The following is a 15,287-nucleotide window of genomic DNA, read 5'->3' as shown; positions in this document are numbered from 1 at the left end:
CCCCGCCTCTGCCTGTCATTTCGTCATGGCGGCGTCGCGCGCTTCTGCTACATCGACGCTCTGGCGGGTTTCGACCGCCCGGCGCCCGGGACAAGCGGGTGCGCCGATCCGCGCCGTCCGAAAGGGCACCTGGGAGGGAAGCGTGGCCGGCGCGACCGGGCGGGAGCGAAGCCGCCCACCACCCGATCTCTCGCGCCTGAAAGCCTCCCGTTGTGTCCTCCGATCCGGTCCTGAAGGGCCTTCTCCTGGGCTTCGCGGCGTTCGCCGCCTATGCCTTCTCCGACGCCAGCGTCAAATTCCTCGACGGCGGCCTGCCGGCCTACGAGATCGCCTTCATCGGCTCGCTGTTCGGCCTCGCCGCGATCCCCTTCCTGAAGAAGCCTAGCGATCGCTGGGGCGACATCGTCGCGACCACCAACCGGCCGCTCTGGCTGGTGCGATTTGCCGCCAATGGCATGGCCGCGATCGGCAGCGTCACCGCCTTCACCCATCTCTCGATGGCGGAAGCCTTCGCGCTGATTTTCCTGCTGCCGGCGTTCGTCACCATCATGTCGGTGGTCTTCCTGAAGGAACAGGTCGGCCTGAAGCGCTGGAGCGCCGTCGCCGTCGGCTTCCTTGGCGTGCTGATCGTGCTGCGTCCTGGCTTTCGCGAGCTGTCGATCGGCCATCTCGGCGCCATTGCCGGCGGCCTCGGCGGCGCCATCTCGATCGTCGTCTTCCGCGCCGTCGGCCCGCGCGAGAAGAGCATTTCGCTCTATGGCGCCGGCGTGCTCGGCACCTTCTTCATCTGCGGCGCCGCGATGATCCCGTCCTTCGCGCTGCCGAGCCTGGAGCAGTTCGGTTGGCTCGCCAGCTACGGCATCCTCTGCGCGCTCGGCAACATCCTGCTCATGCTCGCCGCCTTCCACGCGCCGGCGGCGCTGGTCGGCCCGACGCAATACAGCCAGATGCTGTGGGCGATCGGGATCGACACCTTCGTCTTCCGGATCCACCTGGAATGGCCGATGCTGGTCGGCATCGCGCTGATCATCGGCTCCGGCATCCTGACGCTTTGGCGGGAGAAGGCGCGGGGAACGAAGCTGCCACATTCGGTGGCGGCGGAGGGGCAGGCGGGGTTGGTGGAGGCTGCCGACGCCGCGCCCTCGCGCTCCGCCCGCCACGCCCCGAGCGCCGTCCCGGCGGAATAGGGGGCGAGGCGTTGGACAAAGTCTCAAACATAAACTGCGTCAATCTGACGTAAGGTGGCACGACTAGTCGGATCCGTCCCATAGCTGGCGCATACTTGAAGAGGGAAAGCTCACTGTCTCATGCCTTACGACTAGATCCTAGCGTTGCAGTCTGGCGATGCCTAGTCTAGGCTTCAGCAAGTCACGGTTGTGCAGCGCCGAATCGAGCTGGTTCTCGCAATGCCAAGTGTGCTGTTGGGGATGGGGTCACTTACGTGAATAGCACTACGTGCTTGGTCTGGTGCTTCGCCGGACCTCAATTGATTGATGAGTCTTGTTTGGCGCGGAAGAGCGCGGTGTCTTGCCGCCGTTTCGGACGCTCCACTCGTCAAGACACCGCGCTCTTCCGCGCCTTTGGTAAGTGATACTCGGCGACGATATCCCTGAATTGGTCGAGTGCATGGACATGAATTCTCTTCATGTCCATGCACCGGCTGATTTCTTATTTGTTTGTGGTGGTCCGTTCGATGCGACCGTGAACGTCGCAAAGTCTCTGAGGGATGCATTTCTCAGGATGCATGCTCGAGGCGTGCTCGGCGAGCAAGAGGCTTTTGTAGCCGAGGGAGTGCAAATCTTCGCTCCCCACGGGCCATACACCGATATATTAGAGTTTGAAGCTGATTTGGCAGCTATGTCCGACGTTGTTGTATTGTTTTCAGAGGCTTCTGGCAGTTTCGCTGAGTTGGGGTCTTTTGCTGTTATTGATGAAGTTGCTGAGAGGCTAATTGTTGTTGTTGAAGATAAGCACTATCGAGCTGATTCTTTTATAAAACACGGTCCGATACTGTATTTGAACAATAAATATGGCCCGGAATCTACATATGTATTGAATTTAAAGGACATTAACGTAGCTAGTGCGTCCAATCTATCGTCATTGGACTATCAGGCATTTGAGGCTCTCATGGCGAAGCTGATGTCTGAGAGAAGGAATACATCAGGTGGCCGTTCTCGCTTTGACAAAAGGCGATCCTCCCATATCATAAAATTCATTGTGGGACTCATTCAGCACTATCGTGTTCTTTCTTTTGATGAGATAGACGTTATACTCTATGCTTTGGGATTGAATGAATTTAGATCTAGAATTGATAGGCTTATTTATTGCGCTGAACATGCGGGCTGGATATATGTTGAGAAGAGGGGCTTCGCTCGATATTGTTCTCCGATCAAGGAGAAGCGGGCCCTGTACTATAAGTTAAAGCCTCAAGCGAAGGCTATAATCAGAGAGCGATGGCTCGCGCAGATTGCAGATTATTGGCGAAAATCTGATGTTATGCGCTTCAATATAATTTAAGAGGCAGTTGCGCGGGGAGCGGCCTAGTGTCGGCGCTTATCGAAGCTCTCGCGCGCGAGGTCGGCCTTGGCGTGGACTTGGTCCGGCGCATCGCTGGATCCGCACCATTTCGATACAAGACATTTGAGATCCCCAAAAAGGCCGGAGGAGTCCGGGTGATCTCTCAGCCGGCGGCTGAAGTTAAGCAGTTGCAGCGGGCCTTGGTCTCGATAGTCCTGAACGATCTTCCGGTACATGATAGTGCAATTGCATACCGTGTTGGAAAGTCTATCTTAGATAACGCCAGATTGCATGCTGGTTACGGTCCGGTACTGAAACTCGATTTCCGGAATTTCTTTCCCTCAATTAGGGGCGGGGATTGGCGGCAATACTGCGATTCGACGGGCTGTCTGTCTGGAGAGGATGATCTTCGCCTAACGACATCTATATTATTTCGACGAGAGAAGCACAGGTCAGGTCTGCGTCTGGCTATTGGTGCTCCTTCGTCTCCTATTCTATCGAATATACTAATGTACGATTTTGATCAGATGGTCGCAGGTAAGTGCCGTGAAGAAGGGGTCATATACTCCCGATATGCTGACGATCTGACTTTTTCGGCGCCTCGCACCGGTTTTTTGACCAGGGTCGAGAAAATTGTTGCGTCTACTATCAGAGAGATTGGCTTTCCGCGGCTAACGATCAATGCGGAGAAAACTACCTACGTGACAAGAAAGTTTGGGCGTCGTGTGACCGGACTGGTCTTGAGCAACGATGGGCTTGTCACAATTGGACGCGATCGGAAGCGGGAATTGCGCGCGGCAGTTCATCGGGCCTCGTTGAATGAACTGAGCCCAGCTCAAATGGCAAGGCTAGGTGGAATGCTTGCCTTTGTATGGGCGATGGAACCGGCCTTTATTAGTGTACTAGAGGCGAGGTACGGGGCGAACTGCGTCCAAAGAGTTAGGTTGGCAGGTAAGAATGCTCCGAAGCGTGTAGGTCGAACGCAGCAGGAGTGGGCCTAATTTCCCGCAACCCCAACCCCCTTTCCGCGCAATTTTCTTCTCCGGGGGTTGACGGCTTTCGTCGGCTGCGCCATGTTCCGGCGAATTCAATTCGAGGGGCCCGGACATGATCCGCCGCGACGTTATTGTACTTAGAGAGCGCACTGCCTGATGGTTTGAAGCCGTCACGATAGGTAGTGCGCGAAAATGGGCCCCGAGAGGGCCTTTTTTATTGGCTTGATGGAACTGACAGACACAGCGGACCGGCGATAGGGATCCGCGACGGAGCGAAACGATGACACGGCAGATGACCGGCGCAGAGATGGTCGTTCAGGCATTGATCGACCAGGGCGTGGAGCACCTCTTCGGCTATCCCGGCGGCGCTGTACTGCCGATCTATGACGAGCTGTTCCAGCAGGACAAGATCCAGCACATCCTCGTCCGCCAGGAGGGTGGCGCCGGCCATTCGGCCGAAGGCTATGCCCGCTCCACCGGCAAGGTCGGCGTCGCCCTCGTCACCTCCGGCCCCGGCGCCACCAACATGGTGACGCCGCTGACCGACGCCTTGATGGATTCGATCCCGATGGTCTGCATCACCGGCCAGGTCGCAACGCACCTGATCGGTTCCGATGCCTTCCAGGAGGCCGATACCGTCGGCATCACGCGCCCCTGCACCAAGCACAACTGGCTGGTCAAGGACGTCAACGATCTCGGCCGCATCCTGCACGAGGCCTTCTATGTCGCGCGCTCGGGCCGCCCGGGCCCGGTCGTCGTCGATATTCCGAAGGACGTCCAGTTCGCCACCGGCACCTATGAGGGCCCGACCCGCGTCGAGCACAAGACCTATCGCCCGCAGGTCGAGGGCGACCCGGCAGCGATCCAGGCGGCGGTCGAGCTGATCGCCAAGGCGAAGAAGCCGATCTTCTATACCGGCGGCGGCGTCATCAATTCCGGCCCGGAAGCGTCGGCGTTGCTGCGCGAGCTGGTGCGCGAGACGGGCTTTCCGATCACGTCGACGCTGATGGGCCTCGGCGCCTATCCGGCGTCGGACAAGCAGTGGCTCGGCATGCTCGGCATGCACGGCACCTATGAAGCCAACAATGCGATGCATGACTGCGACGTCATGATCAATGTCGGCGCGCGCTTCGACGACCGCATCACCGGCCGCCTCGACGCGTTCTCGCCGGGCTCGAAGAAGATCCACATCGATATCGACCCGTCCTCGATCAACAAGAATGTCCGCGCCGATATCGGCATTGTCGGCGACGTCGCGCATGTGCTGAAGGCGATGCTGGCGGCCTGGAAATCGGCTGGTCACAAGGCCGACAAGGCGGCGCTGAAGAGCTGGTGGGGCGAGATCGACCGCTGGCGCGCCCGCAACAGCCTCGGCTTCCGCCAGAACAGCGAGACCATCCTGCCGCAGCACGCGATCCGTACGCTCTATGAGCGGACGCGGGGCAAGGATGTCTACATCTCGACGGAAGTCGGCCAGCACCAGATGTGGGCGGCGCAGTATTTCGGCTTCGACGAGCCGAACCGCTGGATGACGTCGGGCGGCCTCGGCACGATGGGCTACGGCCTGCCGGCGGCGATCGGCGCGCAGACGGCGCATCGCGACGCGCTCTGCATCGACATCGCCGGCGACGCCTCGATCCTGATGAACATCCAGGAGCTGTCGACGGCGATCCAGCACGAGCTGCCCGTCAAGGTGTTCATCCTGAACAACCAGTACATGGGCATGGTGCGCCAGTGGCAGCAGCTGCTGCACGGCAACCGCCTGTCGCACTCCTATACGGATTCGCTGCCTGATTTCGTCAAGCTGGCCGAGGCCTATGGCGCGACCGGCATGCGCTGCGAGAAGGCGTCGGAGCTCGAGGGTGCGATCGACGCGATGATCGCGGCCAAGGGGCCGGTGCTGTTCGATTGCCGCGTCGCCAATCTCGCCAATTGCTTCCCGATGATCCCGTCGGGCAAGGCGCATAACGAGATGCTGCTGCCGGAAGACGCGACGGACGACGCGATCGCCAACGCGATCGACAAGGCTGGCCGCGCGCTGGTCTGATCTGGGCCGAAGAACAACAGGAAGTGGAGACAACCATGCAGCCCGGATCCGTCTATGCGATCAAGGAAGGCAAGGACAAGACCGAGCAGCACACGCTATCTGTGCTCGTCGACAACGAACCGGGCGTTCTAGCCCGCGTCATCGGCCTGTTCTCGGGGCGTGGCTACAACATCGAGAGCCTGACCGTCTCGGAGACCGAGCACGAGAAGCATCGCTCGCGCATCACCGTGGTCACGATGGGGCCGCCGCAGGTGATCGAGCAGATCAAGGCGCAGCTCGAGCGCATGGTGCCGGTGCACCGCGTGATCGACCTGACCGTCACCGGCAAGGCGATCGAGCGCGAGCTGCTCCTGATCAAGGTGCGCGGCGCCGGCGACGACCGCGTCGAGGCGCTGCGGCTCGCCGACGCCTTCCGTGCCCGCGTCATCGACGCGACGACGGAGAGCTTCGTGTTCGAGCTGACCGGCCGCACCGACAAGCTCGACCAGTTCATCCTGCTGATGCAGCCGCTTGGCCTGGTGGAAGTGTCGCGCACCGGCGTCGCCGCCATCACGCGCGGCCCGGAAGCAACCTGAGATCTTCAGGGCATCGCCGAAATGAGGAAAGGCCGGATCGTAGGATCCGGCCTTTCTTGTTAGGGCCCTGGTCGATGCGGGACCTGGAGGGGCTAGGCTAGTTCCACTTCTTCCCGCGACCAGCCGATCGCCGGGGCGATGTGGTCGGCGATTGTCCTCAGCAGCTTGGCGTTATACTCGACGCCGAGCTGGTTGGGGACGGTCAGGAGCAGCGTGTCGGCGTCGAGCACGGCCTGGTCCTTGGCAAGCTCGGCGGCGATCGCGTCCGGTTCGCCGATATAGCGCTTGCCGAAGCGGGCGATGCTGTTGTCGAGATAGCCGACCTGATCCTGGTCCGAGCCGTCGCGGCCGCCGAAATACATCCGGTCGGTGTCATCGGTGATCGGCAGCACGCTGCGCGAGACCGACACGCGGGGCTGGTGCTTCCAGCCGGCGGCCTTCCAGGCATCGCGAAAATGCCGGATCTGCTCGGCCTGCAGCTCGCTGAACGGCACGCCGGTATCTTCGAGCAGCAGCGTCGAACTCATCAGGTTCATGCCCTGTTCGGCCGTCCAGATGGCGGTCTTGCGCGTGGCCGCGCCCCACCAGATCCGCTCCGGCAGGCCCTCCGATTGCGGCTGGATCGCCAGCCTGCCGACCATGCCGGTCGATTTGGTGTCGGCCTTGGCGACGCCGGTGCCGCGGATCGCCAGCCGGAACATCTCCGTATGCACGCGGGCGAGATCGGCGCCGGTCAGATCCTCGCCGGAATCATAGCCGAAGGCTTCCCAGCCGCGCTCGGCCGGCTCTGGCGAGCCACGGCTGATGCCGAGCTGCAGGCGGCCGCTGCCGATCAGGTCGGTGGCGGCGGCTTCCTCGGCCATGTAGAGCGGGTTCTCGTAGCGCATGTCGACGACGGCGGTGCCAAACTCGATCCGCTTCGTCCGCGCCGCGATGGCGGCGAGCAGCGGGAAGGGCGATGCGGCCTGGCGGGCGAAGTGGTGCACGCGGAAAAAGGCGCCGTCGATGCCGATTTCTTCCGCCGCCTCGGCGAGATCGATCGCCTGCAACAGCGCGTCCTGCGCCGTGCGCGCGAGGGAGCCCTGCGCTGCCTGGTAGTGGCCAAAGGACAGGAAACCGATCTTCTTTTTCATGGGGTGCTCCAAGGGAAGCGTGCGGGTCTCGCCCCGGTGCTTCGGAGCGGGTGCGGCGTACGCCTCGGTTGCCTCTCATCTGGACGTTGCCGCGCCCCGGCGCAAGGGCGGGCAAGGGGGGGAAGGGTGGGGCGAAGGGAGGCGGAAAGCGCTGCGGCGCAGCGCTGCCGCCCGGCAAGGCTTCCGAAGAAAAGCCGGGCAGCGGATTGTCCGCTCCCGGCCTCGGCAGTTTGTGTTGCGCGTGGAGCTCGGCGAAGATTCAGCCGGCCGGGGGCATGAACTCCATGCCATGCTGCTGGGCGATGGAGATGATGCGGGAGACGTCCGGCGCCTCGCCGCTCGGCGGGGGCAGCTCGCGCGTCTCGGGCGGAAGCGGGTCGCCCGCCTGGCTGAAGAAGGCGTCGTGAAGCCTTCCGGGCGTGTTGAGGATCAGAAGCCGTCCCGGGGCGGTGCCGGCATTCTTGAACGCGTGCACGGCGCCATCGGGGATCTTCAAGAACTGGCCGCTGGTGGCGGTGATGGTCTCGCCCTCGATGACGAATTCGAAGGTGCCGTCCAGAATGTAGAAGGCCTCGTCTTCGCCTGGATGGCGATTGGCCGGCGCGCCGGCGCCCGGAGCCGTCAGGCTCTCGACGAGACTGTAGGCGCCGCCCGTGTCGGGGCTGTTGGCGTGAAAACGGATGAGATTCCCGAAGAGATGATAGGTGTTGCTTTTCAGGTCCGTCATGGTGGCCTCCCTTGTCTGACGTCTGTTTATGGTCTTTAATTTCCTTTATGGGACGCTAGTTCCACGAAGAGATGTCTGTCAATGGGGTGTTGCCTTGATGCAGTTCGATTCAGGCCGTACGCGGCAGAAGATGCGGACCCGGCGGGAACTGCTGGCCGCCGCCCGGCGCCTTCTTGAGCGAGGCGAGACGATCTCGATCGACGCGGTGGCCGTGGAGGCGGACATCTCGCGAACCACCGCCTACCGTTATTTTTCCGACGCCGAGGCGCTGGTCGTCGAGGCGATCCTGGATGGCCAGACCATTCCCCATGACGAGATTGTCGGCGACAGCGAGGACGTTCGGGAGCGGGTGCGCAAGGTCCACCGCTACCTGCTCGATCTGGTGCTCAACGCCGAGAGTGCCTACCGAACCTATCTCGCGAGCTCGCTGACCAGTTCCTTGCGACATGGCGCGCAGGGGCTCTATTCGCATCGCGGCGGCCGACGGATCGCCATGTACGAGCATGCCCTGGCGCCCGTCCGCCAGGCGATGGCGCAGCAGGAATTTGCTTTCCTCGTCTATTCGCTTTCGGCGGTATCCGGCATCGAGAGCCTCGTTGCGTTGAAGGATGTCTGCCGCCTGGATGACGAACTGGTGGGCCGGGTGGCCGGTTCTGTCGTCGATGCCATTCTGGATCGTCACCTCGGTCCACTTCGCTGACACACGGGACAGTGATTTGCGGTCAGGCCGGTGCTTGACCCGCAGGCGGAGGGCCTGTATGCATTCGGAACCGTACCGTACGGTACGCTGCAGTGCAGCATTCGCTTCCGGAAGCGCGTGGCGGCTGCTGCCGGAGAGAGTTCGAGTCCGTCTTGTCCATCGCTGCCACCACCCCGGTCCCGGAGGCCTACACGCCGCGCCAGAACGCCGTTCTGGAAAGCGCGCTCGGCCTGCTGGTCGAGGGCGGCGAGCGGGCGCTGACGACGGCGGGCGTGGCGCGCGCCGCGAACTGTTCCAAGGAAAGCCTCTACAAATGGTTCGGCGACCGCGACGGGTTGCTCGCCGCGATGATCACCTTCCAGTCGAGCAAGGTGAAGGCCGAACCGAGGGTCTCCGGCGCGACGGGCAGGGCGGCTCTCGTCTCCCAGCTGACGGGGATCGCCGCCAACCTCCTGAAGGTGCTTGCCGGCGACGTGTCGCTGGCGCTGAACCGGCTGGCGATCGGCCAGGCCCGGCGCGGCGAGGCCGATCTGGGGCAACTCCTGCGTGAGCATGGCCGCAAGCCGATCGAGACGCGACTCTCGGCGCTGCTCGAGGCTGGACGGCGCGAGGGCCTGCTTGACTTCGCCGACACGCGCGAGGCCTATCGCACGCTGTATGGCCTGATCGTACGCGACATGCATGTGCGCCTGCTGCTTGGCGACAGCCTCGACGGCGAGGCGCCGGGCGCGCGCGCGGCGCAGGCAATTGACGAATTCTTCCGGCTCTTTGGCCGGGAAGAAAATACCGGACCGGCCCCAGAGAGGACCGGCGCGGGAAACGAACGGACGGGATAGAAAGGAACACCCTCATGCGCGTTTATTACGATCGCGATGCCGATCTCAACCTGATCAAGTCCAAGAAGGTCGCGATCATCGGTTACGGCTCGCAGGGCCGTGCCCATGCGCTGAACCTCAAGGATTCGGGCGCGAAGGACGTCGTCATCGCCCTGCGTTCCGGTTCGGCGACGGTCAAGAAGGCCGAGGCCGACGGCTTCAAGGTCATGACGGTGGCGGAAGCCGCTGCCTGGGCCGACCTGATGATGATGGCCGCTCCCGACGAGCTGCAGGCCGACATCTACAAGGACGAGATCGCTGGCAACATTCGTGACGGCGCCGCGATCGCCTTCGCGCACGGCCTCAACGTCCATTTCGGCCTGATCGAGCCGAAGAAGACCGTCGACGTCGTCATGATCGCGCCGAAGGGCCCGGGCCACACGGTCCGCGGCGAATACCAGAAGGGCGGCGGCGTGCCGTGCCTGGTCGCCATCTCGCAGGACGCCTCGGGCAACGCGCTCGACCTGGCGCTCTCCTACGCCTGCGGCGTCGGCGGCGGCCGTTCGGGCATCATCGAGACCACCTTCAAGGAAGAGTGCGAAACCGACCTGTTCGGCGAGCAGGCTGTCCTCTGCGGCGGTCTGGTCGAGCTGATCCGTGCCGGTTTCGAGACGCTGGTCGAGGCCGGCTACGCGCCGGAAATGGCCTATTTTGAGTGCCTGCACGAAGTGAAGCTGATCGTCGACCTCATCTATGAGGGCGGCATTGCCAACATGAACTACTCGATCTCGAACACGGCCGAGTGGGGCGAGTACGTCACGGGTCCGCGCATCGTCACCGCCGAGACTAAGGCCGAGATGAAGCGCGTCCTCACCGACATCCAGACCGGCAAGTTCACGTCGGATTGGATGCAGGAATACCGCGCCGGCGCCGCTCGCTTCAAGGCGATCCGTCGCAACAACGACGCCCACCAGATCGAGGAAGTCGGCGCCAAGCTGCGCGAGATGATGCCCTGGATCGGCAAGAACAAGCTGGTCGACAAGGCCGTCAACTAAGGCGCCTTTCTCAGGAAGACACCGCCCCTCTCCCGCAAGCGGGAGAGGGAACGCGGACGACCGCTTGAAATAGCTGTCCACGCGGAGAAAGAAGCCCTCGCCCCGCTTGCGGGAGAGGGTTGGGTGAGGGCCTTCCTGCCTATCAAATGAAAAAGCCCCGCAGGAAGGATCCCGCGGGGCTTTTTGTCGTCGGCGTGCCCGTTCAGTACGAGCCGCGGCAGCGATATTCGTAGCCGTCGCGGCCGATATAGGTGTCGGTGTTCGGATTGTAGCTGCGATAGCGATCGAGGCAGTAGTCGACATGGTTGCGCCAGGCGACGCCGCGCGGCGGCGGCACCTCATAGCCGTCGTCGTAGACGCGCGGCTGCGCGGCCATTGCGCCGATGCCGAGGCCGAGCAGCGTGCCCGCGGCAAGGCCGCCGATCACGGCGCCGCTATTGTCGCGCTGGTAGTAGTGGTTGTGATAGTGCCGGGGCGGGCCGCCGCGCCAGCGATCCGCCGAGGCCGTCGTCGCGGTTGCCGTAACGGCCATGACGCCAAGAATGCCGGCGAGCGCCGCCTTAGCAAAGCTTCTCACGGTGAAGCCTCCTGTTTGTGAAACCCTATGACTCCGGAATATCCCGATGCATCAGGGCGAAACTATGACTGTTTGGTGGTCCTGGTAGGTTGCTGATCTACAGTTCCAGTCGGTATCGTTGCTGTATTAATCAAATAGAAACCAAGACTACACGTTGCTGCCGTCAGCCGTTGCCACCGAGGGGCGTGGCAGGCGACGGCGCCAATCCGACTTTCGCGTCGACCCGCTCTTTGGCTGGAGCCTCTCAGCGTTTCATGGAAGCGCCGAACGGCTCCAGCCCCTTGCTTGGTCGCGTTTTCTTCACGCGAACCGGTATCCACCTCGCTCGAAAACGCTCTAGGCTGGCGCCAACCAAAAGAGGGGAAACGCTTTGAGTGACGGAATCATCCTGGTCGATCCGCTGCCGCGGACGCTCGATCTCATCATGGAACCGGACGTGCGGGCCCGGCTCGAGAAACTGGGTCGTCTGGTGATCTCGGAAGATGCGCCGATGACCGATGCGCAGGTCGATGAACTGCTGCCGGAGACGGTCCTGATCTTCGGCCAGACGGCGCTGCCGCGCGAGCGGCTCGACCGGGCGAAGAAGCTGAAGGCGGTCATCAATGTCGAGACCAATTTCCTGCCCAACATCGACTACCAGGCCTGCCAGGAGCGCGGCATCTGGGTGCTGACGCCGGGCTCGGCCTTCGCCGCGCCGGTGGCGGAGGCAGCGCTCGGCATGGCGATCGATCTCGCGCGCGGCATTACCGCCGCCGATCGCGATTTCCGCGCCGGCACCGAGCAATATGGCCTCGCAGCCAATAGCGAGACGTTCCGCTTCGCCGGTGCATCGGTCGGCATCATAGGGCTCGGCGATCTCGGCAAGAATTTGCGCGAGCTGATCCGGCCGTTCAAGAATCCGGTCAAGGTGTTCGATCCCTGGCTGCCGGACGAGATCATCGAGCGGCACGACTGCCAGTCCGCCTCGCTCGATGACCTGCTGTCGACTAGCCAGGTCGTGTTCGTCTTCGCCGCCGTGACCGGCGAGAACCAGGGCTTTCTGGGGGCGCGCGAATTCGCGCTGATGAAGAAGGGGGCGGCGTTCCTGCTCATGAGCCGTGCGGCCGTGGTCGATTTCCCGGCCATGCTAGACGCAGTTCGCTCCGGTCACATCCGTGTCGCGACCGACGTCTTTCCGGAGGAACCGGTGCCGGCCGACGATCCGGTGCGCAAGATGGAGGGGATCCTGCTGTCGGCCCACCGCACGGGCGGCACGCCGGACGCGCTGTTTTCGATCGGCCGCATGGCGGTCGCCGATGCCGAGCTGATCCTGCGCGGCCTGCCGCCGCAGCTCTGCCGCCGGGCCGATCCGGCGCTGGCGAGCCGGCTGCGCTCGAAGCCGGTCAGCGTGACCTGACCGCACCCGCCTGCGTTGACGCCGGGAAGCTCTACTGGGGCTTTCCGGTCTGCCTCAAGCGTGCCCTGCGCATCTGCTGGATGGTGCCGACGATGACGAGCAGGACGAGCGCCATCATCGCCAGGAGCGAAACTTCGATGTAGCTCTCATAGACCCAGTCTCCGAGGGAGCGCCGGATCAGCCGTTCGTTTCGAGACATGATCGCCGGAATTCTGTTGCGACTCCAGATCTCCTCCCGAAAGAGGAAGGCGATCAGAAGCAGACATTCGATGGCAATGAAAACGACGAGATATTTGAAGTTCTTGGACACAATGACGGGCTAGACTGCATGCTGGTTGGAAGGGCGCCTTAGCATTGACGATTCACGGCCCATGGTAAACACGTCGGGTCGGCGCGAGGCTCTCAACTGGAGGATCGTCGGCTCGCTCGGGACGTGAGCAGCATGGCCTTTGCCGTCAAAGCCGAAATCCGGGATCCGCAGGCCGAGGTCTTCGCCCTTCTCCGGCAGAAGACGATGTATGGCGGCAAGCGTATCGCGGTGGGCGACGCGATCTATGTCTTCGCGAGCGAGAACGAGGGCGGGCGAGGTCTGGTCGCGCGCGGGATCGTGGTTTTAGCCGAAGCGATTGCGAAGGAGCCCGGGGTCGCCCGGCAGACGCCGCGGGTAAATCTGTCGATCCGGCGAACCGCGCTGGCGAAACGGCGGCTGGGCCGCGACGAACTCAAACCATTTTCCGACTGGGACGATGGCCGGGCCGAGACCGAGCTCAATTTCAAGTTCTACCGCCAGGCGACGAACAAGATCGTCGGCGTTTCGCAGGAAGTGTCGGCCTTCCTCGACGAATTCTTCTAGGGACACGCAGCCAACCGCCGGGACCTGGCTGCGTGTTCCCGAACGGGCGTCCTAGTACGAACCGCGACAGCGATAGGCATAGCCGTCACGACCGACATAGGTATCGGTCCGCTCGTCATAGGAGCGGTAATTGTCGTAGCACCAGTCGGCATGGGCCTGCCAACCGGCGCGGATGGCGCGACGCGGCGGCGGGGCACGGTAGCCGTCGTCATAGACGGGGGCGGCGTAGCGCGGCGGGGCGACCTCGTAGCCGTCATCATAGCGCGGCGCGGCGAGCAGGGCGCCGATGCCGAGACCGACGGCAGCGCCGGCGACGAGCGCGGCGTTGCGGCCGTCCCTGGCCGATGCGGTCTCGGCGGTGCCGACGATGGCGGTGACGCCGATGAGGGCTGCGAGCGCGGTGGCGGCGATCTTCTTCATCTGGGTATCTCCCGTGGGGCGTTGGCAGCTTTCTAGGGCCGCTGAGCTGAATGCCTGCTGAATGCATCATTCATCCTGCAGCCAGCGGCCGCTATGAACGCCGTTACACGGCCGCTCTTGCCGCACCGCACGCCGCGCCGCATGCTAGGCGGACGATCTGTTTCGCCGACGCATGAGGCTTCTGTGACCCGCCGTTTCGCCATTCTCGACGTCTTCACGAAAACGCCGCTTGCCGGCAACCAGCTTGCCGTCGTCCTCGACAGCGAGGGCCTGGATGAAGCGCGCATGCAGGCGATCACGCGCGAGTTCAACCTGGCCGAGACGGTGTTCGTGCTGCCGCCGGCGCAGCCGGGCCACCGGGCCAGCCTGCGCATCTTCTGCCCGGCCTACGAGATGCCTTTTGCCGGTCATCCGACGGTCGGCACGGCCGTGCTGCTGGCGCTGGAGACGTTCGGCGCGCAGGCGGCAGGGCAGGACGCCGTTTTCGTGGTCGAGGAGAAGGTGGGAGACATACGCTGCGCCGTGGCGCTGCATTCCGGCAAGTCCGGCCACGCCATCTTCGACGTGCCGCGCCAGTCCGAGCGGGTCGATGCGACGATCGACGACGAGGCCCTTTCGGCCATGCTCGGCCTGCTGGCTTCGGAGCTCTGCTTCGAAAATCACCGGCCATCCGTCTATACGGCCGGCGTTCCCTATCTGCTCGTGCCGGTTAGCGATCTGGCCGCCATCGGACGGGCCCGTCCGGTGATCCAGAACTGGCCGGCCGTCATGCCGGCGGGCGTCGGTGCCGTCTATCTCTACACCCGCGAGACGCTGACCAGCGACCATCAGTTCCATGCCCGCATGTTCTGGCTGGGCGAGGGGATCATCGAGGATCCGGCGACGGGCTCGGCGGCTGCCGCCTTCGCCGGCGCGGTCGCCACCTTCGATCAGTTGCCCTCGGGCACGCATCGCTTCGTCATCGAGCAGGGCTTCGAGATCCATCGACCGAGCCTGATCAGCCTCGAAGTCGATGTCGAGAACAGCGCACTGCACGCCAGCCGCATCGGCGGCGACGCCGTGCTTTTGGCGCGCGGGACACTGGATGTGTAGGGGCGTTTGGTAGCCGCGAGCGGTCCCAGCGCTCCGTCGTCATCAAGTCAGTTCTGTTGCATCTGGTTTGAGCAAGGCGTTGGCAAGGACGACGAGTTTTCTGGCGACGGCTGCGAGCGCGAGGCGCTTTGGCTTTCCGGCGGCGCATAGGCTTCGGTAGAAGTCGCGCAGGCCGGGGTTGGCCCTGGCCGCGCTGAGGGCGGCCATGAACAGCAAAGGCCTGAGTTCGGTGCGTCCGCCGCGCATGGTGCGGTGCCGGCTGGTGTTGCCGGAATCGCGCGGATGCGGGGCCAAGCCGGCCAGGCTCGCGGCCTGTCGCCGGGTGAGGGTGCCGAGTTCCGGCATCAGCGCCAGTAGGCTGCGCGCGACGACAGGGCCGAAGCCG

At 63.3% G+C, this 15,287-nt stretch carries 17 protein-coding genes; 11 read left to right on the top strand and 6 right to left on the bottom strand.

Going from position 1 to position 15,287, the window contains the following annotated elements; all coding sequences use genetic code 11:
- The first annotated feature begins 212 nt into the window (after positions 1-212).
- The 5 genes from G342_RS0112425 to ilvN all read left to right on the top strand — a co-directional run bounded on the left by G342_RS0112425 (position 213) and on the right by ilvN (position 6,134).
- Positions 213-1,187, top strand: a complete 975-nt coding sequence (locus tag G342_RS0112425; RefSeq protein ID WP_018183472.1) for a DMT family transporter — start codon at positions 213-215, stop codon at positions 1,185-1,187.
- A 445-nt stretch (positions 1,188-1,632) separates the two neighbouring features.
- Complete coding sequence (locus tag G342_RS26010; protein WP_156830928.1) at positions 1,633-2,517, top strand: retron St85 family effector protein; 885 nt, start codon at positions 1,633-1,635, stop codon at positions 2,515-2,517.
- 26 nt (positions 2,518-2,543) lie between these two features.
- Positions 2,544-3,518: a retron St85 family RNA-directed DNA polymerase gene (locus G342_RS26655; protein ID WP_083931220.1), complete on the top strand. Its 975-nt coding sequence runs from the start codon at positions 2,544-2,546 to the stop codon at positions 3,516-3,518.
- Between the two features lie 274 nt (positions 3,519-3,792).
- On the top strand, positions 3,793-5,559 hold the full coding sequence (locus G342_RS0112420; protein WP_018183471.1) for an acetolactate synthase 3 large subunit: 1,767 nt from the start codon (positions 3,793-3,795) through the stop codon (positions 5,557-5,559).
- A gap of 35 nt (positions 5,560-5,594) precedes the next feature.
- Positions 5,595-6,134 (top strand): acetolactate synthase small subunit, encoded by a 540-nt coding sequence (gene ilvN, locus G342_RS0112415; protein ID WP_018183470.1) that lies wholly within the window; start codon positions 5,595-5,597, stop codon positions 6,132-6,134.
- A 92-nt stretch (positions 6,135-6,226) separates the two neighbouring features.
- Here the strand turns inward: ilvN and G342_RS0112410 are convergent, their stop codons facing one another.
- Positions 6,227-7,267, bottom strand: a complete 1,041-nt coding sequence (locus tag G342_RS0112410; RefSeq protein ID WP_018183469.1) for an LLM class flavin-dependent oxidoreductase — start codon at positions 7,265-7,267, stop codon at positions 6,227-6,229.
- Between the two features lie 259 nt (positions 7,268-7,526).
- On the bottom strand, positions 7,527-7,994 hold the full coding sequence (locus G342_RS0112405; RefSeq protein WP_018183468.1) for a cupin domain-containing protein: 468 nt from the start codon (positions 7,992-7,994) through the stop codon (positions 7,527-7,529).
- Positions 7,995-8,091: 97 nt separating this feature from the next.
- Here G342_RS0112405 and G342_RS0112400 point away from each other — a divergent pair, with 97 nt between their 5' ends.
- The 3 genes from G342_RS0112400 (at position 8,092) to ilvC (ending at position 10,564) form a co-directional block, all read left to right on the top strand.
- On the top strand, positions 8,092-8,694 hold the full coding sequence (locus G342_RS0112400) for a TetR/AcrR family transcriptional regulator (protein ID WP_018183467.1): 603 nt from the start codon (positions 8,092-8,094) through the stop codon (positions 8,692-8,694).
- 152 nt (positions 8,695-8,846) lie between these two features.
- Positions 8,847-9,530, top strand: coding sequence for a TetR/AcrR family transcriptional regulator C-terminal domain-containing protein (locus G342_RS0112395; RefSeq protein WP_018183466.1), 684 nt, complete (start codon positions 8,847-8,849; stop codon positions 9,528-9,530).
- A 14-nt stretch (positions 9,531-9,544) separates the two neighbouring features.
- The gene (ilvC, locus tag G342_RS0112390) at positions 9,545-10,564 is read left to right on the top strand and encodes a ketol-acid reductoisomerase (protein WP_018183465.1); all 1,020 of its coding nucleotides are present in this window, start codon (positions 9,545-9,547) and stop codon (positions 10,562-10,564) included.
- 202 nt (positions 10,565-10,766) lie between these two features.
- Here the strand turns inward: ilvC and G342_RS25305 are convergent, their stop codons facing one another.
- Positions 10,767-11,141, bottom strand: coding sequence for a BA14K family protein (locus G342_RS25305; protein WP_018183464.1), 375 nt, complete (start codon positions 11,139-11,141; stop codon positions 10,767-10,769).
- Between the two features lie 370 nt (positions 11,142-11,511).
- Between G342_RS25305 and G342_RS0112380 the strand changes: the two genes are divergently transcribed.
- Complete coding sequence (locus tag G342_RS0112380) at positions 11,512-12,537, top strand: hydroxyacid dehydrogenase (protein ID WP_018183463.1); 1,026 nt, start codon at positions 11,512-11,514, stop codon at positions 12,535-12,537.
- A 31-nt stretch (positions 12,538-12,568) separates the two neighbouring features.
- Here the strand turns inward: G342_RS0112380 and G342_RS26005 are convergent, their stop codons facing one another.
- Positions 12,569-12,736 carry a hypothetical protein gene (locus G342_RS26005; protein WP_156830927.1) on the bottom strand — a complete coding sequence of 56 codons (168 nt, stop codon included), beginning with the start codon at positions 12,734-12,736 and terminating at the stop codon, positions 12,569-12,571.
- A 243-nt stretch (positions 12,737-12,979) separates the two neighbouring features.
- Between G342_RS26005 and G342_RS0112370 the strand changes: the two genes are divergently transcribed.
- Positions 12,980-13,390 carry a hypothetical protein gene (locus tag G342_RS0112370; protein ID WP_018183461.1) on the top strand — a complete coding sequence of 137 codons (411 nt, stop codon included), beginning with the start codon at positions 12,980-12,982 and terminating at the stop codon, positions 13,388-13,390.
- Between the two features lie 51 nt (positions 13,391-13,441).
- On the opposite strand, the gene G342_RS24030 is transcribed toward G342_RS0112370, so the two are convergent.
- Positions 13,442-13,810, bottom strand: a complete 369-nt coding sequence (locus G342_RS24030) for a BA14K family protein (protein ID WP_018183460.1) — start codon at positions 13,808-13,810, stop codon at positions 13,442-13,444.
- A gap of 183 nt (positions 13,811-13,993) precedes the next feature.
- Between G342_RS24030 and G342_RS0112360 the strand changes: the two genes are divergently transcribed.
- Entirely contained in the window at positions 13,994-14,902 is a 909-nt protein-coding gene (locus tag G342_RS0112360; RefSeq protein ID WP_018183459.1) for a PhzF family phenazine biosynthesis protein, read from the top strand.
- A 42-nt stretch (positions 14,903-14,944) separates the two neighbouring features.
- Here G342_RS0112360 and G342_RS0112355 read toward each other — a convergent pair.
- Positions 14,945-15,287, bottom strand: a 343-nt coding sequence (locus G342_RS0112355; protein ID WP_018181813.1) for an IS110 family transposase, incomplete at its 5' end; no start/stop codon positions are given.

The organism is Kaistia granuli DSM 23481 (assembly GCF_000380505.1).
Lineage (GTDB): Bacteria > Pseudomonadota > Alphaproteobacteria > Rhizobiales > Kaistiaceae > Kaistia > Kaistia granuli.
This window is presented reverse-complemented; position numbering and strand designations above follow the sequence as displayed.